The organism is Desulfocurvus sp. DL1XJH-121 (assembly GCF_054819825.1).
Genome location: NZ_JBTVWW010000012.1, coordinates 95,916 through 119,967 on the forward strand (window position 1 = coordinate 95,916; position 24,052 = coordinate 119,967).

General features: G+C 65.8%; 17 protein-coding genes and 3 tRNA genes. 17 read left to right on the forward strand and 3 right to left on the reverse strand.

Annotation, left to right across the window (positions count from 1 at the left end):
* Positions 1 to 5 precede the first annotated feature (5 nt).
* The 11 genes from tmcC to ACYYG1_RS10335 all read left to right on the forward strand — a co-directional run bounded on the left by tmcC (position 6) and on the right by ACYYG1_RS10335 (position 8,960).
* Positions 6 to 668 carry a TmcC family electron transfer complex membrane anchor subunit gene (gene tmcC, locus ACYYG1_RS10285; RefSeq protein ID WP_461210219.1) on the forward strand — a complete coding sequence of 221 codons (663 nt, stop codon included), beginning with the start codon at positions 6 to 8 and terminating at the stop codon, positions 666 to 668.
* A gap of 40 nt (positions 669 to 708) precedes the next feature.
* On the forward strand, positions 709 to 2,136 hold the full coding sequence (gene tmcB / locus ACYYG1_RS10290; RefSeq protein WP_461210220.1) for an electron transfer complex ferredoxin TmcB: 1,428 nt from the start codon (positions 709 to 711) through the stop codon (positions 2,134 to 2,136).
* Between the two features lie 22 nt (positions 2,137 to 2,158).
* Positions 2,159 to 2,542 carry an acidic tetraheme cytochrome c3 TmcA gene (gene tmcA, locus ACYYG1_RS10295; protein ID WP_461210221.1) on the forward strand — a complete coding sequence of 128 codons (384 nt, stop codon included), beginning with the start codon at positions 2,159 to 2,161 and terminating at the stop codon, positions 2,540 to 2,542.
* A 169-nt stretch (positions 2,543 to 2,711) separates the two neighbouring features.
* Positions 2,712 to 2,787 (forward strand) — tRNA-Val (locus tag ACYYG1_RS10300).
* 21 nt (positions 2,788 to 2,808) lie between these two features.
* A tRNA-Asp gene (locus ACYYG1_RS10305) sits at positions 2,809 to 2,885 on the forward strand.
* A 196-nt stretch (positions 2,886 to 3,081) separates the two neighbouring features.
* Positions 3,082 to 3,158 (forward strand) — tRNA-Asp (locus ACYYG1_RS10310).
* A 393-nt stretch (positions 3,159 to 3,551) separates the two neighbouring features.
* The gene (locus ACYYG1_RS10315) at positions 3,552 to 4,979 is read left to right on the forward strand and encodes a hypothetical protein (RefSeq protein WP_461210222.1); all 1,428 of its coding nucleotides are present in this window, start codon (positions 3,552 to 3,554) and stop codon (positions 4,977 to 4,979) included.
* A 161-nt stretch (positions 4,980 to 5,140) separates the two neighbouring features.
* Positions 5,141 to 6,019, forward strand: a complete 879-nt coding sequence (gene map, locus ACYYG1_RS10320; protein ID WP_461210223.1) for a type I methionyl aminopeptidase — start codon at positions 5,141 to 5,143, stop codon at positions 6,017 to 6,019.
* A 465-nt stretch (positions 6,020 to 6,484) separates the two neighbouring features.
* A complete protein-coding gene (locus tag ACYYG1_RS10325) occupies positions 6,485 to 7,162 on the forward strand; it encodes a carbonic anhydrase (RefSeq protein ID WP_461210224.1) in 678 nt (225 codons plus the stop codon).
* 224 nt (positions 7,163 to 7,386) lie between these two features.
* On the forward strand, positions 7,387 to 8,358 hold the full coding sequence (locus tag ACYYG1_RS10330; RefSeq protein WP_461210225.1) for a hypothetical protein: 972 nt from the start codon (positions 7,387 to 7,389) through the stop codon (positions 8,356 to 8,358).
* 113 nt (positions 8,359 to 8,471) lie between these two features.
* Positions 8,472 to 8,960, forward strand: coding sequence for a DinB family protein (locus ACYYG1_RS10335; RefSeq protein WP_461210226.1), 489 nt, complete (start codon positions 8,472 to 8,474; stop codon positions 8,958 to 8,960).
* Here the strand turns inward: ACYYG1_RS10335 and ACYYG1_RS10340 are convergent.
* Positions 8,957 to 11,461, reverse strand: a complete 2,505-nt coding sequence (locus ACYYG1_RS10340; protein WP_461210227.1) for an ATP-binding protein — start codon at positions 11,459 to 11,461, stop codon at positions 8,957 to 8,959. The two genes, ACYYG1_RS10335 and ACYYG1_RS10340, sit on opposite strands and share 4 nt — an antisense overlap.
* Before the next feature lie 199 nt (positions 11,462 to 11,660).
* On the opposite strand from ACYYG1_RS10340, the gene ACYYG1_RS10345 reads away from it, so the two are divergent.
* The 6 genes from ACYYG1_RS10345 (at position 11,661) to ACYYG1_RS10370 (ending at position 19,198) form a co-directional block, all read left to right on the forward strand.
* Positions 11,661 to 13,073, forward strand: coding sequence for a sigma-54-dependent transcriptional regulator (locus tag ACYYG1_RS10345; RefSeq protein WP_461210228.1), 1,413 nt, complete (start codon positions 11,661 to 11,663; stop codon positions 13,071 to 13,073).
* Positions 13,074 to 13,369: 296 nt separating this feature from the next.
* Positions 13,370 to 14,383 carry a TRAP transporter substrate-binding protein DctP gene (gene dctP / locus ACYYG1_RS10350; RefSeq protein WP_461210229.1) on the forward strand — a complete coding sequence of 338 codons (1,014 nt, stop codon included), beginning with the start codon at positions 13,370 to 13,372 and terminating at the stop codon, positions 14,381 to 14,383.
* Between the two features lie 170 nt (positions 14,384 to 14,553).
* The gene (locus ACYYG1_RS10355; RefSeq protein ID WP_461210230.1) at positions 14,554 to 15,006 is read left to right on the forward strand and encodes a TRAP transporter small permease; all 453 of its coding nucleotides are present in this window, start codon (positions 14,554 to 14,556) and stop codon (positions 15,004 to 15,006) included.
* A 25-nt stretch (positions 15,007 to 15,031) separates the two neighbouring features.
* Positions 15,032 to 16,327, forward strand: a complete 1,296-nt coding sequence (locus tag ACYYG1_RS10360) for a TRAP transporter large permease (RefSeq protein ID WP_461210231.1) — start codon at positions 15,032 to 15,034, stop codon at positions 16,325 to 16,327.
* A 12-nt stretch (positions 16,328 to 16,339) separates the two neighbouring features.
* On the forward strand, positions 16,340 to 17,557 hold the full coding sequence (locus ACYYG1_RS10365) for an L-serine ammonia-lyase, iron-sulfur-dependent, subunit alpha (RefSeq protein WP_461210232.1): 1,218 nt from the start codon (positions 16,340 to 16,342) through the stop codon (positions 17,555 to 17,557).
* 60 nt (positions 17,558 to 17,617) lie between these two features.
* Positions 17,618 to 19,198 (forward strand): L-serine ammonia-lyase, iron-sulfur-dependent, subunit alpha, encoded by a 1,581-nt coding sequence (locus ACYYG1_RS10370; RefSeq protein WP_461210233.1) that lies wholly within the window; start codon positions 17,618 to 17,620, stop codon positions 19,196 to 19,198.
* An 80-nt stretch (positions 19,199 to 19,278) separates the two neighbouring features.
* On the opposite strand, the gene ACYYG1_RS10375 is transcribed toward ACYYG1_RS10370, so the two are convergent.
* Both ACYYG1_RS10375 and ACYYG1_RS10380 read right to left on the reverse strand, forming a co-directional pair.
* Positions 19,279 to 20,904 carry a glutamate synthase-related protein gene (locus ACYYG1_RS10375; protein ID WP_461210234.1) on the reverse strand — a complete coding sequence of 542 codons (1,626 nt, stop codon included), beginning with the start codon at positions 20,902 to 20,904 and terminating at the stop codon, positions 19,279 to 19,281.
* A 299-nt stretch (positions 20,905 to 21,203) separates the two neighbouring features.
* Positions 21,204 to 22,937 (reverse strand): SulP family inorganic anion transporter, encoded by a 1,734-nt coding sequence (locus ACYYG1_RS10380; protein ID WP_461210235.1) that lies wholly within the window; start codon positions 22,935 to 22,937, stop codon positions 21,204 to 21,206.
* Between the last annotated feature and the right edge of the window lie 1,115 nt (positions 22,938 to 24,052).

The window sequence follows — 24,052 nt, forward strand, 5'->3', positions numbered from 1 at the left end:
AAGCCATGCACGCATTCTACAATATCGTCAGCGGCCCCCTGGTTTGGGTGGCCCTTGCGCTGTTCGTGGGCGGCAGCGTCTGGAAGGTCTGGAGCCTTCTGGCCGAAACCAAGCGCACGGACGGCTTCGTGTTCAAGTACTGGAGCTGGAAGCACGCCTTCAATTCCTACCTGCACTGGCTCATCCCGTTCATGAGCGTGAACTCGCAGAAGCAGCCCGTGATGAGCGTGGTGACCTTCCTGTTCCACCTGGGCATCGTGCTGGTGCCCCTGTTCACCCTGGGCCACGTGGTGCTCATCGAGGAGGGCGTCCTGGGCTGGTCCTGGCCGACCCTGTCCGACCAGGTGGCCGACAGCGCGGCCTGGATCGTCCTCGCGGGGTGCCTCTACTTCGCCTGGCGCCGGTTCACCCTGCCCCAGGTCAAGTTCGTGACCGCGGGTTCGGATTTCGTGATCCTGGCCATCGTGGCGGCCCCGTTCCTCACCGGGATCATGGCCTTCCACGGCTGGGGCGACAATCTGCTCATGACGACCCTGCACATGCTCACGGGTGAGATCATGCTGGTCGCCATTCCCTTCACCAAGCTCTCGCACATGCTGACCTTCTGGTACACGCGCGGCTACACCGCCTCCGAGTTCGGAGCCGTGCGCATGGTCGAGGACTGGTAGGCCGGGAACTTTACACGAACGCTTCCGCAAGGAGACGACAATGGCAGAAAACGCTGAACGCATCGAAGCCGCCGAGGCCGCGCAGACCTTCCTGGAGAAGGTCGCGGCCAAGTCCGTGCAGGACAAGGCGGACGGAAAATACGACTACGACAAGATCGAGGACGTGGGCATCGCCAACGGGGTGGAGCGGCTCACGCCCGAGAAAATCCAGCAATCCATCAATTCGGTCCTCAAGACCGAGAGCGGCGCGCGGCTGAAGGCCTACGTGCAGACCTGCGTGCATTGCGGGCTGTGTTCCGAGGCCTGCCACCACTACCTGTCCAACGACAAGGACCCCAAGTTCTCGCCCGTGGGCAAGGTCAAGCGCACCGTCTGGAACATGCTCGACAAGGACGGCAAGCTGACCCCCGAGGAGTGCCGCGAGGCCGTGGTCGTCGCCCAGACCGAGTGCAACCTCTGCCGCCGCTGCCAGCAGTACTGCCCGTTCGGCATCGACATCGGCTACATGATGTCCCAGGTGCGGCGCATCTGCCACAAGCTGGGCATCACCCCGCAGTACATCCAGGACACCGTGAACAGCCACGCCGCGACCATGAACCAGATGTGGGTCAAGGACGACGAGTGGCCGGACACCCTGCAGTGGCAGGAGGACGAGGCCCGGGACGAGATTCCGACCATCCGCATCCCCATCGACAAGGAAGGGGCGGACTTCATGTACTCGGTCATCGCGCCCGAGCCCAAGTTCCGCACCCAACTCATCTACCAGGCCGCCGTGATCTTCGACCAGGCCGGCTTGAACTGGACCATGCCCTCGGAGCCCGGCTGGGACAACTCGGACATGGCCATGTTCACCGGTGACTTCGAGACAATGGGCCGCGTCAAGAAGTACCACTACGAGACCGCGCAGAAGCTGCGCTGCAAGTACATCGTCATGGGCGAGTGCGGGCACGCCTTCCGCAGCGTCTACGACGTGGGCAACCGTTGGCTGGGCTGGGCCATGCCGCCCCTGCCCATGGTCCACTCCATCGAGTTCTTCGCCCAGCTGTTCCGCGAGGGCAAGCTGAAGATCAAGGAGAAGTTCCCGGAGAAGGTCACCTTCCACGATCCCTGCAACACGGTGCGCGGCCGCGGCCTGCACGAGTGCGGGCGCTATGTGGCCAACATCCTGACCCAGGGCGTGGTGGAGATGGACCCCAACAAGGTCCACAACTTCTGCTGCAACGCGGGCGGCGGCGTCATCAACTGCGGGCCGCCGTGGAAGACCAAGCGCGTGCTCTCCAACAAGATCAAGGCCGAGCAGCTGGCGCGCATGAAGGACAAGGGCATCAACACCATCATCAGCCCCTGCCACAACTGTCACGGCGGGCTGGAGGACATCATCCACCACTACGGGCTGGAGATGGAGTTGAAGTTCCTGGGCGATCTCATCTACGAGCTTATGGAAAAGCCCGGGGCGACGGAAGAATAGGAACCTGAAAGGGAGAAGGGACATGAAAGCGAAGACCATCATCACCCTCGTCCTGGCCGGGCTCCTGACCATGCTCTTCATGGCCGCAGCCCAGTCCCAGGACGAAATGACGGAAATCAAGAGCGACGCCTTCGCCGCGCATTCCCGTGCCGCCGCCGTGTTCAAGCACGACGAGCACAACGAGAAGGCCGGGCTGGAAGATTGCGCCGCATGCCACCACGTGTACACCGACGGCAAACTGGCGGAAGGCGAGGACTCCGCGGGCACTGCCTGCGCCGAGTGCCACACCCTGAAGGCCCAGGGTTCGCAGCCCGGGCTGATGACCGCCTACCACAAGCAGTGCAAGGGCTGCCACGAGACCGAGGGCAAGGGCCCTCTGGCCTGCGGGCAGTGCCACGTGAAGTAGGACCGCGCAGACGCCTCCCCGAAGCCTTTTTTCGAGGGGTTCGGGGGGGCTTTTTGTGCAGTGAATACGGGGCGTTTTCCAGGATGCCGAGTATTTGCTCCATAAGGCCGAAAATCGTTGACAAGTCGGGGCCGGACAGATAAAAGCTGTTCTCCCGACTGTGGGAGGCGGGCGGATAGCTCAGCTGGGAGAGCATCGGCCTTACAAGCCGAGGGTCGCAGGTTCGAGCCCTGTTCCGCCCACCACAGACTAACCGGGATAAGTGCGGAGCCGTAGTTAAGCTGGTTATAACGCCGGCCTGTCACGCCGGAGGCCGCGAGTTCGAGTCTCGTCGGCTCCGCCACTTGAAATCACAGGGGCCTGGTTTTCCAGGCCCTTTTATCGCCCCAAACTGGAGTGCGGGAAGTTTGGGGTCCTCTGTGACCCGACTGGGGTGTGGGCTTCCAGGGGGAGCCCGAGGCCGAAGCGGCCTCAGCCCCGCCGAACCTCTGGCGCTGATCACAGGCGCGCATGTTCGATCCCGCCACGTGTATATATGCGGAGCCGTAGTTAAGTTGGTTATAACGCCGGCCTGTCACGCCGGAGGCCGAGGGTTCGAGTCCCTTCGGCTCCGCCACGCCAACCACAGCCCAAGAGGGCTTTCTCATCACAACCCCGGACGCTCGCGCGTCCGGGGTTTTTTCGTTTGTTCCCTCCGAAGCGGCGATTGACGGCGGGCGGGATCGGCTCGGGCCGCCCGCGTCTTTCTTTCCGCTCTTCCGTGCGCAGACGCGTCGCGTGCTTCCCACTCCGAATTTTCCGGGGATATGGAGTTTCCCCGCCGCAAGGCAGTGCGGAAGGGCCGGGGAACCGGCGGCACGGGCTTCGGACTCCCCGGCCGCGTGGTGCTTCGACGGCCTCCCGATGGGGAGTGTCCGTTGTGGGCGCATTCTCCTTGTTGAGGGAATGCTTTTTGCTTTCAGCGGGTTGGCGCATGATATGCGGAAAGATTTTCCCCCAGGGAGGCCCCATGAGTGTTGCTGTCGAAATGAGCCGCGAGGCCCAGGAGCGTGTGGCGCGGACCGGTGGAAATGCGGAGCGGAACCGGGAGGCGGGAGATTTCGGGACGGTCCTGCGGGATGCGGTGGACGCCGGGGCGGAGATCGGGCCCCCCGATGCCGTGGACGAGTTCCTGGCGACCTTGCCCCCCGAGACGGAGCCCGTGCTCATCGAGGACGACATGGAGTTCGAGTCCGGGTACACCGTGGCCGACATCGTCACCAAATCGGGGCGGCGGATCAACATCAGCTCGGCCTCGTTCACCGAGGACGACGGGACCATGGATACGTGGTACGTCCTTTCGGTGACGGAACCCGGGGAGGAGGAAGTCCGGCGCTACCGCATCACCGGCGACGCCATCCTGAGCGAGGATGAAGACGGCGAGCTGCGCATGGGCTCCTTCACCCCGGACAGCGACGTCTCGGGCGACGACATCATCATTTCCAGGAATCCCAATTGCGTGATCGACAGCGGAGACGGCGACGATACGGTCGTCCTCCTCTCCGGGGGCGGGTCCGTGAACATCGATACCGGCGCGGGGGACGACCGGGTTGTGGTCGGGCATCTCGACCACGGCGTCATCAATACCGGCGGCGGCGACGACGTCATCGAGGCCTGGAGCCTCGGGAGCGGCATGGGCGCAAATGCGAGCCTGATTATCGATACCGGCGACGGGGACGACAGGATCAAGGCGCACAGGTTGGGAATGGGCATGGGAGACAACGCCAGCGTCATCGTGTCCATGGGCGCGGGAAACGACACGTTGCAGGCCTCCGTCATGGGAGTGCGCAACAAGGGGAATTCACGGCTGGAGATCGATACCGGCGCCGGCGACGACAGGATCATGTCGACGTATCTGGGGGCGGGCAACAGTGGCAACTCCAGCATCGCCGTGTCCACGGGCGCGGGAGCGGACATGGTGGAGACCTCCTTCATGGGCGTGGCCAACAGGGGCAACGCGCGCCTGGAGATCGCCACGGGCGGCGGGCGTGATTCGGTTTCCGCGTGGTGGGCCGGTGGAGCCTCCAGCGGGAACTCGCGCCTGAACCTGAGCACCGGGGACGGCGACGACTACGTGTCCCTCTCCGTTTTCGGGGTCGGCCTAAGCGGTAACTCCCGGATGAACATCGATACGGGCGACGGCGACGACACCTTCGTGAGCAGTTGGCTGGGAACGACCCTCTCCGAAGACGCCCAGGTGAACATCAGCACGGGGGCGGGCGACGACCGCGTGCTCACCAGCTGGGCGGGCGCCTTCCTCCTCGACACGATGCAGGTGCATGTGGACACCGGCGAAGGGGAGGACCAGTCCGACGTCCAGGTGGCGGCCCCGGAAGAGGATACCCCCGCCGATGGGGAGACGGGGGGCGCGGAATCCGGCGCTGCGCCGGAAGCGTGAGGCGCCATGTCCATGGGGCCGCCCGGGCGGCTTGACAGCCCGGGATGCTGACCTGGGCCGGAAGGGCCATGTTTCGGGGCCCAGCCTGTTGCCATTCCCCCGTCTTTTTGCCAGCATCGCCTCCCTGCGGCGGACGGCCGCGAATCATAGGGAGAGGCTTCATGAAGACCAAGATCGGACGCAACGACCCCTGCCCCTGCGGCAGCGGCAAGAAGTTCAAGAAATGCTGCATGGGAACGGCCGGGGCCCAGGAGTTCAACCTGCCGGAAACCATGCTCAAGCGCTACAAGGTCCGGCTCAAGACCCCGGAACAGGTGGCCGGCATGCGCCGCTGCGGCGCGCTGGTCATGGAGACCTTCGAGGAGGTCAAGGGGCTCATCCGCCCGGGCGTGCGCACCGAGGAGATCGACCGGGTGGTCCACGATTTCACCGTGGGCCGCGGGGCGCGTCCCGCTCCCCTGCACTACAACGGCTTCCCCAAGAGCGTGTGCGTGTCCCCCAACGAGGTCATCTGCCACGGCATCCCCGGGCCCGAGGAACTCAAGGACGGGGACATCGTCAACGTGGACATCACCACCATCCTCGACGGGTACTACGCGGACTGCAACCAGACCTTCTTCGTGGGCCAGCCGTCGCCCGACGCCAGGAAGATCGTGGATGTGGCCCGGGAATGCCTGCGCCTGGGCCTGGAGCAGGTGCGCCCAGGGAACATCATCAACGACGTGGCCGGAGCCATCCAGGATTACGCCGAGGGCCAGGGCTGCTCGGTGGTGCGCAACTACATGGGCCACGGCGTGGGCCTGGGGTTCCACGAGGCCCCCAACGTCCCGCATTACCGGTCCCGCCTGGGCAACGTCCCCCTGGTGCCGGGCATGACCTTCACGGTGGAGCCCATGATCAACCTCGGCGGCCACAAGGGGCGGGTCCTGGATGACGACTGGACCGCCGTCACCGAGGACGGCTCCCTTTCCGCCCAGTTCGAGCAGACCCTCGTGGTCACGGAATACGGCTTCGAAAGCCTGACCCCCTTCGCCCTCTAGGCCCCGGTCCCGCTTCATGACCACGCCGACGAGGGAACGGCGCATCAGCTGCGAATCCCCTGTTTTCAAGCCCCGGACGCGTCAGCGCCCGGGGCTTTTGCGTGCGGCGGCTTGGACGCGGGACATCGCGGGGCCTCGCCTGGGACAGGAAAAATGTGTGTGACAGTTTTGTGATGTTTGCATCGTTCGGCCGCGGTGCTCCATGCTGCGCCTCCGACGCCCCCCCCGTTGCCCGCGGAATTCCGGGCTTCGGCGGGGGGTGGTGATTTGTGATTTACTGGACAACCAAATCAGAGCGCATTAGAAGGATTCCCTTGTGCGGCGTTATTCCCCGTGCGGGAGCGCGCCGCAGGCCCGGCGTCCCGGCGCTGCGGGCCCACCCCCGGCAGGGGCAACCTCATCCGCCGCTTCCAAGAACCTCGGGCACAGGCCTCCGGTCCCCCTGCGGCGCAACGGAGGCAACCAATGCATGATATCCGCAAGTTCATTTCCGGGTTCGCGAATTTTCGCGACACCTATTTTTGCTGCGACGACTCGCCCTTCAACGTCCTGCGCCAGGGGCAGCATCCCAGGACCATGGTCGTGGCCTGCAGCGACTCGCGCACGGACCCGTCCCTGATCATGCAGTGCGGGCCCGGGGAAATCTTCGTCATCCGCAACGTGGCCAACATCGTGCCGCCCTTTGAGACCGACTCGGGCTTCCACGGCGTGTCCTCGGCCATCGAATACGCGGTGAAGTCCCTGAAGGTCTCCAACATCATCGTCCTCGGCCACAGCGGCTGCGGGGGCATCGACGCCCTCATGCACCGCAGCACCGAGGACACGGACTTCATCGACAAGTGGCTCTCGGTGATGGGCGGGGTGCGCGACGAGGTCCTGGCGCATTTCGGCTGGGCGGACAAGCATTCCTGCACGGCCTGCGAGATGGCCGGGATCATCGCCTCCCTGGAGAACCTCATGACCTTCCCCTGGATCGCCAGCCGGGTGAAGGACGGCGACCTCGACCTCCACGGCTGGTACTTCGACATGGAGACGGGCCAGCTGCTCAGCTATTTGTCCCAGACCAAGTCCTTCGAGCCCCTGACCTATTCCTGCACCCCGGAGGAATACGACTCGCCCGCGGCCGACGAGGACGAAGCCTGAACCACGACATGCCGGCCTCAGTCGGCGATGCCCAAATCGTTCCGGACAAACGCCCGGCCGAGGACCTCGGCCGGGCGTTTTTTGTTCTCTCGCAGTGGCGAGAGGGTATTGTGGCGGGATATAGATTTGTGGTAAATAGCTTTCTGAATACCGTCCCGGCATGCCGCCGGGACGATGAAAGGATCGCAATTGCGGCCGGAGGGCATATGCGGTGCTGTTGTCGTATGTTCATTGCCTGTTTCGTTATTTTCCTCGTCTCCGCCTCCATTGTCTCCGCCCGGGAAGACGCCAAGCCAGGACTCTATGTGGACGGCGGCGCGTCCGTCTACATTCTGGACATGCCGAGCTACCAGCCCATCGCCACCCGCAACATGGCCCCTTCGTACACGGCCATAAATCGCCTGTCCGCCTACGACGACAACGCCGTGGGCATGCTCGGCAGCCTGACCCTGGGCTGGAAGGCGGCCACGCCGCTGTACTTCGAACTCACGGGCAGGACCTTCGAGGACCAGGGCCATTCCCAGCGGTACTTCAACTATGCGGCCTACGGCGCCGATGCCGTGGGCATCAGTTTTCCCTCGGGCAACCTGCCCACCTATTTCGCCTCGACTGTCACGGTCTCCGCGAGCACCCAGGTCCGCTTCGGCGAGAGCGCCGGGCGGCTGGTGGCCGGGTACGCGCTGGACCTGGGCTCCGGCGTCACCCTGAGCCCCTTCGTGGGCGGCGAGATCATGCGCATCAGCCAGGAGTACGACGTGGACTGGCGGTCGCTGACCATCATAAACCTCCAGGAGGACCTGGACGCGGTGTACACGGGCCTTCTGGCCGGCGCCAGGCTCCAGGCTGATTGGAGCGGCTGCCGCTTCGGGCTCACGGGCTCCGTGGCCAGGTACAACGTGCGCTCGGGCTATGTCGGGACGATGGACGTGGCGAACAGCACCCGGTTCGACAGCCGGTCCATCAACGGCACGGCCAGCGCCACGGGCCTGGAGCTCGCCGCCGACGTGTCGCGCGGTTGGGGGCGCTGGACCGTGGGGCTGCGGGGCGGGATGCGCTACCTGTCCTACGTGCCCCGGATCCTGGCCAGCACGCGGGATCCCACCCTGGGAAACTCCGTCTCCAGCGACATCACGCATCTGGGGGCCTATCATTCCAGGGCCTACAGCCTCGGGGTCACGCTGGGCTGCGCGTTCTGATCCCGGGGGAGCAGGGCCTTGGGTCGGTCGGCGGCTTGCGGTCGGCCTTCCCCCCGCCTATGCTTGCCTCCTTGGACGTTCATTCGAACGCATTCACACGCAAGGAGCGGGACATGTTCGACAAAGCCGAGGCCGTGGCCGTGATCCGGCGTTTCCAGGGCCTGATGGACCGCACGCCGCGCGAGGCGGCCCACGTGCGCCTCGGCCCGGACGCTTGGACCCTGGCCGAGATCGTGGGCCATCTCATCGACTCCGCCGGCAACAACCACCAGCGTTTCGCGCGCCTGCGCCTGGGGGACCTGGAGGGCTTTCCCGGGTACGCGGCCGAGCCGTGGGTGGCGGCCCAGGAATACGACTCCTGCGCCTTCGCCGACCTAGCGGCCCTGTGGACGGGCTACAACGCGCTCCTGCTGCACCTGGCCGAGCGCACCCCCGCAGAGGCGGGCGGCAACGCCTGGCTCACGCCCGAGGGCCGCAAGACTCTGGATTTCCTGGTGGAGGACTACTACGCCCATCTCGCCCTGCACGTGGAGCAGTACGCCGCGCGCCTGGACGAGGTCCTGGCGGCCCTGGGCTTTCCCGCCGGCCCGGCGGATTCCTAGGCCGTATCCCCGGCGCGCGGGCGCAGGGCTTCGGCGACGCTCACGGAAAGCTCCGCCATGCTGAAGGGCTTCGTCAGGATGGCGCGGATGCCGTGGTCGCCCGTGCGGATGTCCCGCAGGGCGGAGGAGAATCCGCTGCACAGGATGATGGGCAGGTCGGGCCGCACGGCGTGCGCCGCCTTGGCCAGCCTGTGGCCCGTGAGGTGGGGCATGGTCTGGTCCGTGATGATCAGGTCGAAATCCCGGGGCGAGCGGCGGAAGACGTCCAGGGCGGCCAGGGCGTCGGGCACGCCCGTGACGGTGTAGCCCAGGTCCGTGAGCATCTGCTCGCCCACGTTGACCACGTCCTCCTCGTCGTCCACGAACAGGATGCGGCCCCGGCCCGTGACGATCTCCCCCTGTTCCTCGTCGGCCTCGTCGGCCGCGCCCTCCGCTTCCGGCAGGTATATGTCGAAGGTGGTGCCCTGGCCGGGCTTGCTGTCCACGGTGATCTGCCCGCCCATGCTGCCCACGATCCCGTGCACCATGGACAGCCCCATGCCCGTGCCCTTGCCCTGGGGCTTGGTGGTGAAGAAGGGGTCGTAGATGCGGCCGATCACGTCGTCGGGAATGCCTTGGCCGGTGTCGGCCACGCGCAGCCGCAGGACGTCGCCGGACAGCGGCCCCTCGGCGCTGGGGGGCACATCGCAGTCCCTGGCCGGGACGCGGCTCAGGGAGATGCTCAGCAGGCCGCCGTTGTCCTGCATGGCGTAGGCCGCGTTGGTGCCCAGGTTGGTGACGACCTGGTGCACCTGGCCGGGGTCGCCCATGACCGAGGCGTCGGCCGCGTCCATGTCCAGGCGGATATCGATGGTCGAGGGCAGGGACGTGCGCAGGAAATCCACCACCTCCCGCAGCAGCGGCGCCAGGCGGATGAGGCTCTTCTTCGGCTCCCGCCTCCGGGAGAAGACCAGGATCTGGTAGACCATCTCCTTGGCCCGGGCGGCCACGTTGTGGATGTGCGTGAGGTTGGCGTGGGCGCGGGTTCCCGGCTCCACGGCGGGCAGGGACAGTTCGGCGTAGCCCTGGATGGCGGCCAGGATGTTGTTGAAGTCGTGGGCGATGCCCCCGGCCAGCGTGCCCAGCTCCTCCAGCTTCTGGCTCTGGCGCAGCTGCCTTTCCATCTGCAGCCGCTCGGTGATGTCGCGGGCCACCTCAACGTATCCGGTGAGCTCTCCCGCCGAATTGTGGATCGGGGAGATGCTCTGGTCCACCTCGTACAGGCCGCCGTCCTTGCGGCGATAGGTGGTCTGGCCCTTCCAGAGTTCGCCCCGGCCCAGCACCTTCCAGATGTTCCGGAAGAATTCCGGGCCCTGCTCGTCGCTGCGCACGATCTCGATGTGCCCGCCCTTGAGCTCCTCCAGGGTGTAGCCGGACATCCTGGCGAAGGCGGGGTTGATGTATTCCACCAGGCCCCGGGTATCGAGGATGAAGATGCCGTCGTGGGCCTGCTCGATGGCCGTGAGCAGGCGCATGCGGTGTTCCAGCTCCTGCTTGAGCTCCCGGGTGCGCTCGTTGACGCGGCGGTGCAGGGTGCGGTTCCAGTAGATGATGGAGACGATGAACAGGGACACGACGAGTATGACGCCGCCCAGATATCCCCAGAACTGCTTGTTGTGCAGCAGAAACGAGATGTAATGCTGGTCCAGGGTGACCCAGCGTCTGTAAATCTGCCTGTGTTCCTGATGCGTTATCGAGTCGATCCCCTTTTGCAGGATGCTGTTCAGCGTGGGCCAGTCCGAGCGCGTGGCGATCCGGCTGTAGATCTTGTAGTCCGTGTGCCCGGAGACGCGGAGGTTGGTGATTCCCTTTTCCTCGATGAAGTAGCTGGCCTGGGGCAGGGAGATGATCGTCGCGTCGATCTCGTCGAAGGACACGTGCAGCAGGGCGGCCAGGTAGTTGTACACGGGCTGGATGTGTATCTTCGGGTAGTACTTGCGCACGTAGTCGATGACCGCATAGTCCTTGGGCAGGGCCAGGTCCATGTCGGACATCTCCTCCAGGCGCAGGTATTTCTTCATGCTCTTGTTCACCAGGATGACGGTGGGTATCTCCAGGTAGGGCTTGGTGAACAGCATGTTGTCCATGGCCGCCGGATTGGCCCGGAACGAGGCGATGGCGTCCACCTCCCGGTCTTCGGCCATCTTGAGCAGCTTGTTCAGGTTGGTGGTCTCCACGACCTTGAAGTGCACGTCCAGGCGCTGTTCCAGGAGGGCCATGTAGTCGGCCACCATGCCCATGTAGCGGGCCTTTTCCCCGAAGAATTCCAGGGGCCGGGTGGACGGGGTGGCGCCAAGGCGGATGACCGGGTGCACGGCCAGCCAGAGGCGCTCCTCCCGGGTCAGGGGCAGCTGGCCCTGGGGGCCGCGCGCGCAATAGGCCCAGGCCAGCGCCGCGAGGAGCGCGGCGAGTCCGAGAATGATGAGCGGCCGTCCGGCCTTCCTGCCGAGGATGAATCGCATGCTGTGGCCTCCTGGCGGTGCATGGAACGCCTCTATAGGGTGCGGGGCCGATATTTGCAACTATGATTCCAAATGATGAACTTTGCGGGGCTTATATTAAATAATCCGTAACCCAAGCCCCAAGACTCGACAATTAGCGCAAAAGAAGCCATAAGGGCGGCGCATCTACGGGGGATGTGGAACGCAACGGGAGCGGAGCATGGCGAGCATACTCATCCTGGACGACGACCCGGATATCAGCACCATCATTTCGCAGCTTGCCGAGGACGCTGGCCATGCGGTGGCCACCGCCGGGACCCTGGCCCAGGGCCTGGCCCGGCTGGGTGCGTCCGACATCGACCTGGTCTTCCTGGACGTCTGCCTGCCCGACGGCAGCGGCATCGACGCCCTGCCCGAAATCCGCCGGGCCGCCTCGCGCCCGGACGTGATCATCATCACCGGCCTGGGCGATCCCGACGGCGCCGAACTGGCCATCCAGAACGGCGCCTGGGACTACATCGAGAAGACCAGCACCCTCAAGCAGATCATGTTCTCCATGGACCGGGCGCTGCGGTTCCGCGAGAAGGGCCGCCAGCCCGCGCTGGTGGCCATCAAGCGCGACAGGCTGGTGGGCGAGAGCCAGGCCGTCCAGGCCGTGCTGGAGCACGTGTCCGTGGCCGCGTCGGGCGACGCGGGCGTGCTCATCACCGGCGAGACCGGCACGGGCAAGGAGGTCGTCGCCCGCACGATCCACGAGAACAGCGCCCGGGCGGACCAGAGCTTCGTGGTCCTGGACTGCGCCTCCCTGTCCGAGAGCCTGGCCGAGGGCGAGCTGTTCGGCCACGTCAAGGGGGCCTTCACCGGGGCCGGGGCCACGCGCACCGGCCTGGTGGGTCAGGCGGACGGGGGCACGCTGTTCCTGGACGAGGTGGGCGAGCTGTCCGTGTCCATCCAGGCCACCTTCCTGCGCGTGTTGCAGGAGAAGCAGTTCCGCCCCGTGGGCAGCACCAGGGAGCTTGCCAGTGATTTCAGGCTGATCGCCGCCACCAATCGGGACCTGCGCGAGATGTGCGCCCAGGGTCTGTTCCGCAGCGACCTCTACTACCGCATCAAGTCCTGCGCCATCCACATGCCGCCCCTGCGCGAGCGCCTGGAGGACATCCCCGTGCTCAGCCGCTTCCATCTGGACCGGCTGTGCGGCAAGTACGGCAGGCCGCCCAAGCGGATGTCCGAGGCCTTTTCCAGCGCCCTGACCAACTACGACTGGCCGGGCAACATCCGGGAGCTGGTGCAGACCCTGGAGCGCATCATCATGCGCGCCATGGACGAGGAGGTCCTGTATCCCGAGCACCTGCCCGTGGACATCCGCGCCAAGGCCGTGCGGCGCAGCGTGGGCGGCGCGGCGTCCGGCGGGGAGGCCCCGGCCGCGCGCGGGGATTTCTGCGACGGCCTGCTGGCCGGCGGCGTGCCCGGGTACAAGGAGTTCCGCGCCGAGTGTCTGGAGCACATGGAGACCCGCTATCTGCGCAGGCTCATGGAGCAGGCCCGGGGCAGCATCAAGGAAGCCTGCCGTCTGTCCGGCCTTTCCCGCACCCGCCTGTACGTCCTGATGAAGGACCGCAACGTCAGATAGGCCGTCCCCTCCCGTTCCCCGGTCCCCGTTCCGCGTTCCGTGCGCGATTCCGGGACGCCGTCCCGGTTTGCGGGACCGGGCGTCCCGCTTTTGTGAACATGGGGCCCGGTTTCGCGCCTCGTCCGGGGGGCGCGAACACGGCCAGATTTCACGTCAGAGCTTTGAAATAATTAAATTTTTATTCGTTGGCATCGAACTTGGTTATGGGGGCGCAACAGGGTAACGCCTGTGCGGCGATGGCGCCCCGAACTTCCGGGGATCAATTTGCGTAATCATCCCGAGAGAGTGACACGACCATGAAGAAAATTTTCGTCTGCATCCTGACTGTGTGCGCGTTGTTCGCGCTGAGCGCATGTAACGAGGACAGCGGCTCCAAGGCCAAGACCGAGGCCATCGTCATCAAGCTGGCCACCCAGCATCCCATCGAGCACATGGCCCACAAGGCCGCCGAGCGCGTCAAGGCCCGCATCGAGAAGGAGACTCAGGGCCGCGTGACCATCAAGATCTACCCGGCCAACCAGCTGGGCGACGCCTCCCAGATCTACGAGGAGGTCATCCGGGGCTCCATCGACGCCGCGCACATCACCGTGCCCGACCAGTTCGATTCCCGCCTGGGCGCGGGCTTTTTGCCCTACATCGCCCGCGACTACGACCAGATCCGCGAGGTCTTCGCCTCCGACGCCTTTCTGCCCAAGGAAATGGACAAGATGCACGACAAGCTGGGCGTGAAGTTCTTCTCCTACTTCGGCGAGGGCTTCATCGGCGCCGGTTCCGTCGTGCCCCTGGAGAGCGTGGCCAAGCCCGGCACCGAGAAGGGCGTCATGATCCGCGTGCCCGGCCTGGACGTGTTCAAGTTCGGAGCCGAGGAGCTGGGCTTCCGCACCTCCTCCCTGCCTTACGCCGACACCTATTCCGCCCTGCAGACCGGCGTGGTCAAGGGCTGGATCGGCGGGCCGCCGAACCTGAACTACCTCGGGTTCCGCGACGTGATCAAATACTACTACCAGTACAACGTGAACTTCGAGTCCACCCAGTACGTCATGAACAAGAAGAAGTTCATGTCCATCCCCGAGGCCGACCGCAAGGCGGTCGAAGCCGCCTTCGTGGACGAGGGCCAGCAGTCCTTCCTGATGGCCGAGAGCGAGGACCAGATGTACCGCAAGAAGCTTGAGGAAGCGGGCATCAAGGTCACCATGCTGACCACCCAGCAGCTCGAGGACTGCGCCAAGTACGTGCGCGACCACGCCTGGCCCCGCCTGGAGAAGAACCTGACTCCGGAACTGCTCAGCGGAATCAAGGCCTCCTACTAACCGCTTCACTCGCAGGCGGCGCAAGGGGCCGGTCGCCCGGGCCTTGCTCCTTGCGCCGCCGCTTTCCCCGTTCGTCGAATTCTCCAACAGGGGGTCTTGTCATGCGACCTGTCGTCCTTGGTTCGCGGGGTCCGGTGTGGGCCTTGCTCGGAAGGTTCCAGAAGACTGTCATGGCCGTCACCAGCGTGCTGATCGTGTCCATGATCTGCTTCACGGTGGTCCTGCGCTACGTGTTCGGGTCAGATTTCTACGGGTCCGAGGAGCTCATCCAGATGCTGGCCTTCTGGCTCTATTTCATGGGCGCCGCCCAGGGCAGCCGGGAGAAGAGCCAGATCTCGGCCGACATCCTGAGCTGCTACATCACCAACCCCAAGTGGGGGCGCGTCGTCGGCCTGGTCAAGGACGTGGCCACCGTGGCCATCTGCCTGCTGGTCACCTGCTGGGCCTGCCAGTTCGTGGCCTGGGGCTTCATGATGATGCCCAAGTCCCCGGTGTTCCGGCTGCCCATGCTCATCCCGCACACGGCCATCGGCCTCGGGTTCGTGCTCATGTCGCTGTATCACGTGGTCTACCTGGGCCAGGACCTGGCCGCCCATCTCAAGCTTTCCCGCGCGGGCGAATAGGCCGGCGAATCAGAGGACATTCACCATGACCATCACCATCGCCATCATCCTTCTCGTGCTGACGCTGTTCATCGGGGTGCCCATCCCCTTCGCGTTCTTCAGCTCGGCCTCCTTTCTCATCTTTTCCGGCAACTACGACCCCGGCTTCCTGCTGCCCTACGGCTTCGCCAAGATGAACTCCATCGTGCTGCTGACCATTCCGCTGTTCATCATGGCCGGCGGGGTCATGGACAAGGGCGGCATCGGCGACCGGCTGGTGGACGTGGTGGACACCATCGCGGGCCGCGTGCGCGGCGGCCTGGGCATCGTCACCGTGGTCACCTGCGCCATTTTCGGGGCCGTGTCCGGCTCGTCCTCCGCCACCGTGTCCTGCATCGGCTCCATCATGATGCCCAAGCTCAAGAAGGCCGGGTATCCCGTGGGGCACGTGGCCGCGCTCCTGGCCAACGCGGGGGTGCTGGGCATCCTCATCCCGCCGTCCATGCTCATGATCCTCTACGCCTGGATGGGCAACCAGTCGGTGCTGGCCTGTTTCCTGGCGGCCTTCGTGCCCGGCGTCATCGTCACCGTGCTGCTCAGCGCGGTGAACCTCGTGCTCCTGCGCAACAACAAGGACATCGAGGTGCGCCCCGCCGAGGACCTGGCCACCACGGCCAAGCTGTTCACGGTCAAGTCCGCCAAGGCCTCCCCGGCGCTGATGATGCCGGTGATCATCCTCGGCGGCATCTACGGCGGCATCATGACCCCCACCGAGGCCGCCGCCGTGGCCGTGCTCTACGCCATCCCCGTGGCCATGTTCGTCTACCGGGGCCTGAAGATGCGCAATCTCATGGAGACGCTCATCGAGTCCGCCACCACCACCGGCGTGATCATGGCCATGATGTTCGCGGTGATGATCCTGTCGCGTCTGTACATCATGGAGAACCTGCCCGAGCAGATCATGGGCGTGCTGACCACCATCTCCGACAACAAGATGGTCATCATGCTGATGATCAACATCTTCCTGGTCATCATGGGCATGCTCATGGACGACGTGTCCGGCATCCTGCTGGGCACCCCCATCCTGCTGCCCCTGGTGACCCAGCTGAACGTGGACCCCATCCATTTCGCCGCCATCATGGGCGTCAACCTGGGCATGGGCAACGTCACCCCGCCCACGGCCCCGCTGCTCTACCTGTCCGGCCGCATCTCCGGCGCGCAGGTCAACGAGATGCTCAAGCCCACCATGTACCTGATCCTCTTCGCGTGGCTGCCCACGTTGTTCCTGACCACCTATGTGCCCGAGATATCCCTCGGGCTCGTCAACCTGCTCATGAAATAGGCGGGGTGCAAGATGGAAAGCATCAGGGAACTGTACCGCATCGGCCTGGGGCCGTCCTCGTCCCACACCATGGGGCCCAAGCGGGCGGCCGAGGACTTCCTGGCCCGCAACGCGGATTGCGCGGCCTTCCGCGTGACCCTGTACGGGTCGCTGGCCGCCACGGGCAAGGGGCACTTCACGGACCGGGCCATCGCCTCGGTCCTGGGCGCGGAGCGGACCACCATCCTCTGGAAGTCCGGCGAGGAGCTGCCCGGCCATCCCAACGGCATGGCCTTCGAGGCCCTGGACGCCGCCGGGCGGACCGTGGACGCGGCGCGGGTCTATTCCGTGGGCGGCGGGGCCATCCGCTGCGAGGGCCATGAGGCCGCGGCCCCGCTCCAGGTCTACGACCTGCCGGACATGGCCGGGATCATGGAGATGTGCGAGCGGCGGGGCGTGACCTACTGGGAATATGTGGAGCGCTGCGAGGGCCCGGGGATCTGGGACTACCTGCGCGAGGTCTGGGCGGCCATGGAGGCGTCGGTGCGGCGCGGCCTGGAAGCCCAGGGGGTGCTTGAGGGCAGCATCGGCCTCAAGCGCCAGGCCTGGAGCTATTTCAAGAAGACTAGGCTCAGCGGCGCGGACATGCAGCAGACCGGCCGCGTCACGGCCTACGCCCTGGCCGTGTCCGAGGAGAACGCGGGCGGCGGCGTGGTGGTCACGGCGCCCACCTGCGGCTCCTGCGGCGTGGTACCGGCCGTGCTCTACTACCTGCGCGAGGCCCAGGGCGTGACCGAGGCCGAGATCCTGCACGCCCTGGCCACGGCCGGGCTGTTCGGCAACGTCATCAAGCACAATGGCTCCATTTCCGGCGCGGAGGTGGGCTGCCAGGGCGAGGTGGGCTCCGCCTGCGCCATGGCCTCGGCCGCCGCCACCCAGGCCATGGGCGGGTCCGTGCGCCAGATCGAATACGCCGCCGAGATGGGCCTCGAACACCACCTCGGCCTGACCTGCGACCCGGTGGACGGGCTGGTGCAGATCCCCTGCATCGAACGCAACGCCTGCGCCGCCACCCGCGCGCTGTCTCGCGCGCAGATGGCCATCCTCTCCGACGGCACCCACCGCATCCCCTTCGACGAGGTCGTGGCGGTCATGATGCGCACCGGGCACGACCTGCCGAGCCTGTACCGCGAGACCTCCATGGGCGGGCTGGCCCGGGCCTACGGCGAGCGCATGGGCCAGGGCTGCTGAAACAATCATCACCGGGGCCCCTTCCCGATCCGGGACGGGGCCCCGCCGCGAGGTCCGAACATGGCTGATACAGCGAACACGGAACCGGCCAGCATCTTCAACGACGTTCTCGGCCCGGTCATGACCGGGCCGTCGAGCTCCCACACGGCGGGCCCGGCGCGCATCGGCAAGGCCGTTCACGGCCTGCTGGGAGGCGGCGTCGCCCGGGCGGACATCTACTTCAAGAAGGACGGGTCCTACCCCGGAACCTATCGCGGCCAGGGCTCGGACAAGGGTTTCGTCGGCGGGCTCATGGGCTTCGGGCCGGAGAACGGGATGCTGGACCGCGCCCTGGACGAGGCCCGCAGGCGCGGGCTGGAATACGCCTTCCACGTGGAGGACAACGCCCACCCGCACCCCAACACCGCGCGTATTGTGGTCGCGGGGGCCGGGGGGCTGGAGCGCGAGTTCCTGACCGTGTCCACGGGCGGCGGCATGTTTTGCATCCTGGAGATGGACGGGCATCCCGTCAGCGTGAACGGCGCGTTCTGGGAACTGTTCGCCCTCTGCCCGCGGGGCGTCTCGCCGGACGTCCTCTGCGAGCAGGCCGGGGCCTGCGGGGCCAGGATCGCCCGGGACCGGAACGCCTCGGGGCTGCTGCTGCAGATCACGTCGCAGCAGCCGTTTCCCGCCCAGGTCCTGCGTGCGGCCGAGGCGCTGGAGGCCTGCGGCTGCCTGGTCTCCCGGCTTGATCCCCTGCTGCCGGTGGTGGGCAGGTTCAGCTACGATCTTCCGTTCCTTACGGCCGGGGAGGCTCTGGGCGGGCGCGTCGGACACGGCTCGTCCGCCGCGGCCCTGGCCCTGGAATATGAGCGCGCCCGCAGCGGCCAGGGGGAGGAGGCCATCCTCGCCCGCGCGGCGGACATCGTGCGCGCCATGTGCCTGGCCGCCGAGGCCGGGCTGCGGGGCGGGCTGCCCGTGTCGGGCTTCCTGCGGCCCCGGGCCGCCGTCATGGCCCGGAACATGGGCCACGCGGCCACGGCCGACCTCGGGGTCATGAACCGGGGCATGCTCATCGCCACGGCCGTCATGGAATACAACAGCGCGGGCGGCATCGTGGTGGCCGGGCCCACCGCCGGTTCCTGCGGCGTGCTGCCCGCCGTGGTCTTTCCCCTGGCCGAGAGCCTGGGGCTGTCCGATGTGGAGCAGGCCGAGGCCATGCTCGCCGCCGGGGTGGTGGGCGTGTTCATCGCCAACCAGGCCACCTTCGCGGCCGAGGTCTGCGCCTGCCAGGCCGAGGTGGGGGCCGCCTCGGCCATGGGCGCGGCGGCCGCCGTGCAGCTGTTGGGCGGCACGGCCCGCCAGGCCTTCGCCGCCGCGGCCCTGGCCCTGCAGAACGTCCTGGGGCTGATCTGCGACCCTGTGGCCGGGCAGGTGGAAATCCCCTGCATCAACCGCAACACCATGGGCGCGGCCAACGCCCTGGCCTCTGCCAACATGGTCCTGACGGGATTCGATCCGGTCATCCCCCTGGACGAGGTCATCGGGACCATGATGCGGGTGGGCCGCATGCTGCCCTCGGATCTGCGCGCCACCAGCAGAGGCGGGCTGTGCCTGACGCCCACGGCCCTGCGGATCCAGGAGACCCTGGCGGGCGGCTGACGGCCGCGCCCCGTTTCCCGGCAAAGGAAAGGCCCGTTTGCGCGGGCCTTTTGTCGTTTGCTGGTCGGGGCCGGAGCCGCCTACATGTCCAGGATCTTCTTGGCGGTCTCGTCCATGACGTCGGTGATGAACGGGATTCCGGTTTCGCGTTCGGTCTCGCGGTTGCCCGAGGCGATGTCGCTGCGCGTGATCTCCTGCAGGGAGAACTTGCGCGCCCCGCACATGAGCTGCTGCAGCCCTGCGGAGAGCTTGTCCACCAGACACCAGATGGCCACCGCGCCCAGGGGCAGGTCCTTCATGCCGTCCTTGCCGATCTTCTTTTCCACGTCCTGGTAGCAGGAGAAGATCTCCTCGGCGGTTTCGCCGTACTTGGCAACGGAGGCTGGCAGCTTGTCCCAGTTGCCGCAGACCTTGTCCCTGCGTTCGGGGTAGAGCACTCCCTCGATGTTCGAGCCCAGGAAGCCGGGGATCATCATGGCCCGGCCCATGCAGATCATCTTGGTGAAGGGCGCGCCCATGGCCAGGCCCTTGAAGATGGTGCTGCCCTTGGCGAAGCCCCCGGCAAAGGACATGTCCACCACGCGCTTGCCCCGCGCGGCCAGGCGGGTGGCATATTCGTGGGCCTTGGCGTGCAGCAGGATGGAGGGCACGCCCCAGGCCTGCATCATGTTCCAGGGGCTCATGCCCGTGCCGCCGCCCGAGCCGTCCATGGTCAACAGGTCCAGCTCGGCCTCGGAGGCGAACTTGATGGCCATGGCCAGGGCCTCCATGCCGTAGGAGCCCGTCTTCAGGGAGATGCGCGTAAAGCCCAGGCTGCGCAGATACTTGACGGAGTTCATGAATTCGTCGTGGACCTGCTCGTAGGTACAGAGGTTGGTGTAGCCCAGGCGGCTGTGGCGAGCGAAATGCTTCACGGACCCGCGCTTGAATCCTTCCTGAACCTCGGGCTTTTCCGGGTCCGGGTCCACGAGGTAGCCGCGTTTCTTCAGGAACAGGGCGTAGTCCAGGCTGGTGACCTCGATCTCGCCGCCGATGTTCTTGGCGCCCTGGCCCCATTTGAGCTCGATGATGACCTTGTCGCCGTATTTCTCGGCCACGTATTCGGCCACGCCGTTGCGGGTGTCCTCCACGTTCATCTGCACGATGATGGCGCCGTAGCCGTCGTAGTAGCGCATGTAGGTGTCGATGCGCCGCTCCAGCTCCGGGGCCTTGCTGATGCGGCCGTTGGTGATCTCGGACTTGCGGTCCACGCCGACCACGTTTTCGCCCACCACGATGGGCGCGCCCACAAGGGCGCAGCCCGCGGCGAAGGCGTCCCAGTACTTGGCGGCGATGAAGGTGGAGCCCAGCGCGCCGGTCATGAAGGGCACGCGGCATTTGGTCTTTTCCTTGGCGCCGAAGGACGTTTCGAGGTTCACGTCGGTGAACAGCAGGTCCTTGTCGGTATTTGCCGAACCCATCGCTCCGTAGTTGAGCCCCTGGATACGCAGGGCGTTGTAGGAGACGCCGACGTGGGTCGTGTTTCCGCTGCCTGCCGTGACCAGCCCGAAATCGCGCGGGTAGAGTATCTCCCTGCCTCTCAGGGAGGACAGCCACGTCTCGCATTTCCCCTGGCAGTCGGCCCTGCACAGGGTGCACAATCCGGATTCGATGGCGTTGCCGCGGTTGGCGCTTCCCAGGACATCGTTGCTTTTTGGCCATTCCATCTTGATGGTTCCTCCATGACAAAAATGATATTTTTGAAGCCCGAGATAGCAGCAGCAGACTATTTTGTCACTAAATAAATGATCATCGATGGCGTCGGAGCTTGATTGTCGATTTCCAATAGGAATATTCCTATTGTCATGCAATTTAAATTGTAAATCGTGTTAGGCTTGACAATAAAGTTATTTTATGGAGAAGGATGTGCGCGGAGCGGTCGGGCCGGGCGCGTGCGGGGCGGGAAAAAAGACGCGGCCCGGGCAAGGCACGGGCCGCGTCCGCGCGGGAAAAGGGGAACGGCTGCTCAGGCGCCTTGGGACGCCAGGCCCTTGGCCGTGGAAGAGGCCGGCCTGTCCTTGGCGGGTTTGGCCGCCTCGGCCTTGAGGACCTTCAGGGCCGCGTCGAAGTTCTCGAAGATGTTCTCCTGCCCGATGAGCTCCTCCGTGCCCATGCGCGCCAGAACCTCGCGGACCCGGGGCTGGACCCCGGTGAGCACTACGCGGCGGCAGCCGCGCTTGCGGGTCCTGCGGATCACCGTCTCCAGGCCTTCCACGCCCGTGGCGTCTATGCTCGGCACTTGGCGCATGCGCAGGATGAGCAGATCGGGCGCGTTGCGCGTGAAGCGCATCACGTCGATGAAGCGCTGGGTCATGCCGAAGAAGAACGGGCCGCCGATGTCGTAGACCACTACGTTGGACTTGCCCAGGCGGATGATGCTGGCGTCGCCGGTGGTGGACTCCAGGTTCACGGGGTGGATGTCCGAGAGCTCGCTCATGCGCTTCATGAACAGGACGGCGGCCAGCATGATGCCCACTTCAACGGCCACGGTGAGGTCCACGAAGACCGTGAGCAGGGTGGTCAGGACCATGACCGTGGAGTCGGACCAGGGCGCGTGCAACAGCCGCGTGAAGCGGTGCAGCTCGCTCATGTCCCAGGCTACCACGATGAGCACGGCCGCTAGGCTGGCCAGGGGGATGCGCGAGGCCAGGGGCGCGCAGGCCACGATGAAGGCCATGAGCGTCAGGGAGTGGACCATGCCGGAAACCGGGGAATGCGCCCCGGCCCGGATGTTCGTGGCCGTGCGGGCGATGGCCCCGGTGGCCGGGATGCCGCCGAACAGCGCGCTGCCGATGTTGGCCGCGCCCATGGCCACTAGCTCGGTGGACGAGTCGTGGCGGCTGCCGGTCATGCCGTCGGCCACCACGGCGCTGAGCAGGGATTCGATGCCCGCCAGCACGGCGATGGTCAGGGCGTCGGGGATCAGGCTCGCGATGCTCCCGTTGAAGCCCAGGGACAGGCTCAGATTCAGGTGCGGAAGGGTGGAGGGCAGGGCGCCGAAGCGGCTGCCGATGGTCTCCACCTCCAGGCCCATGAGGGCGGCCAGGACCGTGCTGACCACGATGCCCACGAAATGAGCGGGGATGCGCGGGACGAACCTGCGCACCAGGATCATGACCACAAGGGTGGCCAGGCCCAGACCCAGGGCCGCCGGGGTGAAGGTGTGGATGCCCCGGGCGCAGGCCAGCATACGGTCCACGAACTGTGCGGGTACGTCGGTGAGCCTCAGGCCCAGGAAGTCCTTGAGCTGCGAGGTGAAGATGAGCACGCCGATGCCCGTGGTGAAACCCGTGGTCACCGGATAGGGTATGAATTTCAGGAGCTTGCCCAGGCCCAATAGGCCCATGATTATGAGTATGGCCCCGGCCATGAACGCGGCCAGCACCAGGCCCGCGTAGCCCTGGCGGGCGATGACCCCGGAGATGATGACCACGAAGGCGCCGGTGGGTCCGGCGATCTGGAAGCGCGAGCCCGAGAGCGCGGCCACGATGATGCCCGCCACGATGGACGTGGCCAGGCCCTGCTCCGGGGTGGCCCCGGAGGCGATGGCGAAGGCCATGGCCAGGGGCAGGGCCACGATGCCCACGGTGATGCCGGAGAGCACATCGCGCTGCAGCAGTTTGGTGGAGTAGCCCTGGCGCAGGGTCTTGTAACTGGCCGGGGCGTGGGCTTCAAGGCATGAAAAGAGCGTATGCAGCACAACAGAGTCCTTGGTCGAGGTGATCCGTGGGGCGCAGACGATGGGGGGCGGGGGTCGCAGGACCCGGGACGACCAAGGCTGGAGGCTCGCGCGGTAAAAACGCTCCGGTCATTATGATGGCGCGAGCGCCGTGTCAATGTGTGTGCGTAACTGAACAAACTGAAATCACAAGAGAAGGGACGGGCTGTTTTGCTGCGTTGCAGTAGTCGAAACAGCAGCGGGCGCGGAAACCCCTCCCCCCGGCCGAAGGAAGGAGACGGATTATTTTTGCGGGGCGTGCGGGGCGTGGGCATGCCGAGGTTGGAAGCCGATGGTTTTCGGGAAGCAGGGGGAAGGTGTCCGCCGGATACGGCGCGGCCCTGGTTTTGATTATAATGCTGCACGTAGACTGGTTTTGGTCCTTATTTCTTTTGAGTGTTGCGCGGGGTGGGCGAAAGGCCCGGCCGGGGAATCCGGCCGGGCCTTTTGTATTGTGTTGATGTGGATAGCGTCTTTGGTTTGTTGCTGGGGTGGGGGGAGGGGAGGGGAAGAGTCGTGGCGCAAAACCACTTCTGCCCTCCCGCCCACCCACCGCGTTCCCTCGCGGGTAGGGCGTTGGTTTGTCGGGAGTGAAGGGGGAGGTGACGCGGCCGCGCCCCATGCGGGTACGGGGGGCTTCGCTTCGGGGGTTGCCACCCAGGTCGCTGCGCCCCCCGCACCCGCATGGGGCGCTGGGAAGTGGCGAGGGTGCGGTCCCTCAATGATTCCTCTCCGTCGTGTCGCGGCACAGGTGATGCCGCCCCGTCGCACGAGCCTGACTTCGCTTCGCTGATTTCCATCACAGCCGCTGCGCCGGGCAGCGCGCCGGGGCTTGGGGAGTCCCGGTGGGCGGGACGCAAATAGCGTTGCGTCCCGGGGCCGGGAGTCGTGGCGCGAATGGCGCGAATAATGCGGCAATCTATGGCAAAGAACCCTCGCGTCGGGCAATGTCCACGGATACCGCCCCTCATCCGTTCAACGTCCAAGCTCATCAGCCATCATCAACGGCGTACATCCATCACCCACCCCGAAAATCGGGACCGTAAAGCGAATTCCCGGGCGTACCGTGTAGCCCGAGGAATTACGCAGGGACCGCC

Excerpts from the sequence above, each read along its gene's own strand:
- ACYYG1_RS10365 (WP_461210232.1), top strand. The coding sequence starts at position 16,340 with ATGGAAAGCATCAGGGAACTGTACCGCATCGGCCTGGGGCCGTCCTCG.
- tmcA (WP_461210221.1), top strand. The coding sequence starts at position 2,159 with ATGAAAGCGAAGACCATCATCACCCTCGTCCTGGCCGGGCTCCTGACC.
- ACYYG1_RS10330 (WP_461210225.1), top strand. The coding sequence starts at position 7,387 with ATGTTCATTGCCTGTTTCGTTATTTTCCTCGTCTCCGCCTCCATTGTC.
- ACYYG1_RS10315 (WP_461210222.1), top strand. The coding sequence starts at position 3,552 with ATGAGTGTTGCTGTCGAAATGAGCCGCGAGGCCCAGGAGCGTGTGGCG.
- tmcB (WP_461210220.1), top strand. The coding sequence starts at position 709 with ATGGCAGAAAACGCTGAACGCATCGAAGCCGCCGAGGCCGCGCAGACC.
- tmcC (WP_461210219.1), top strand. The coding sequence starts at position 6 with ATGCACGCATTCTACAATATCGTCAGCGGCCCCCTGGTTTGGGTGGCC.
- ACYYG1_RS10325 (WP_461210224.1), top strand. The coding sequence starts at position 6,485 with ATGCATGATATCCGCAAGTTCATTTCCGGGTTCGCGAATTTTCGCGAC.
- ACYYG1_RS10360 (WP_461210231.1), top strand. The coding sequence starts at position 15,032 with ATGACCATCACCATCGCCATCATCCTTCTCGTGCTGACGCTGTTCATC.
- ACYYG1_RS10375 (WP_461210234.1), bottom strand. The coding sequence starts at position 20,904 with ATGGAATGGCCAAAAAGCAACGATGTCCTGGGAAGCGCCAACCGCGGC.
- ACYYG1_RS10345 (WP_461210228.1), top strand. The coding sequence starts at position 11,661 with ATGGCGAGCATACTCATCCTGGACGACGACCCGGATATCAGCACCATC.
- ACYYG1_RS10370 (WP_461210233.1), top strand. The coding sequence starts at position 17,618 with ATGGCTGATACAGCGAACACGGAACCGGCCAGCATCTTCAACGACGTT.
- map (WP_461210223.1), top strand. The coding sequence starts at position 5,141 with ATGAAGACCAAGATCGGACGCAACGACCCCTGCCCCTGCGGCAGCGGC.
- ACYYG1_RS10335 (WP_461210226.1), top strand. The coding sequence starts at position 8,472 with ATGTTCGACAAAGCCGAGGCCGTGGCCGTGATCCGGCGTTTCCAGGGC.
- dctP (WP_461210229.1), top strand. The coding sequence starts at position 13,370 with ATGAAGAAAATTTTCGTCTGCATCCTGACTGTGTGCGCGTTGTTCGCG.
- ACYYG1_RS10355 (WP_461210230.1), top strand. The coding sequence starts at position 14,554 with ATGGCCGTCACCAGCGTGCTGATCGTGTCCATGATCTGCTTCACGGTG.
- ACYYG1_RS10340 (WP_461210227.1), bottom strand. The coding sequence starts at position 11,461 with ATGCGATTCATCCTCGGCAGGAAGGCCGGACGGCCGCTCATCATTCTC.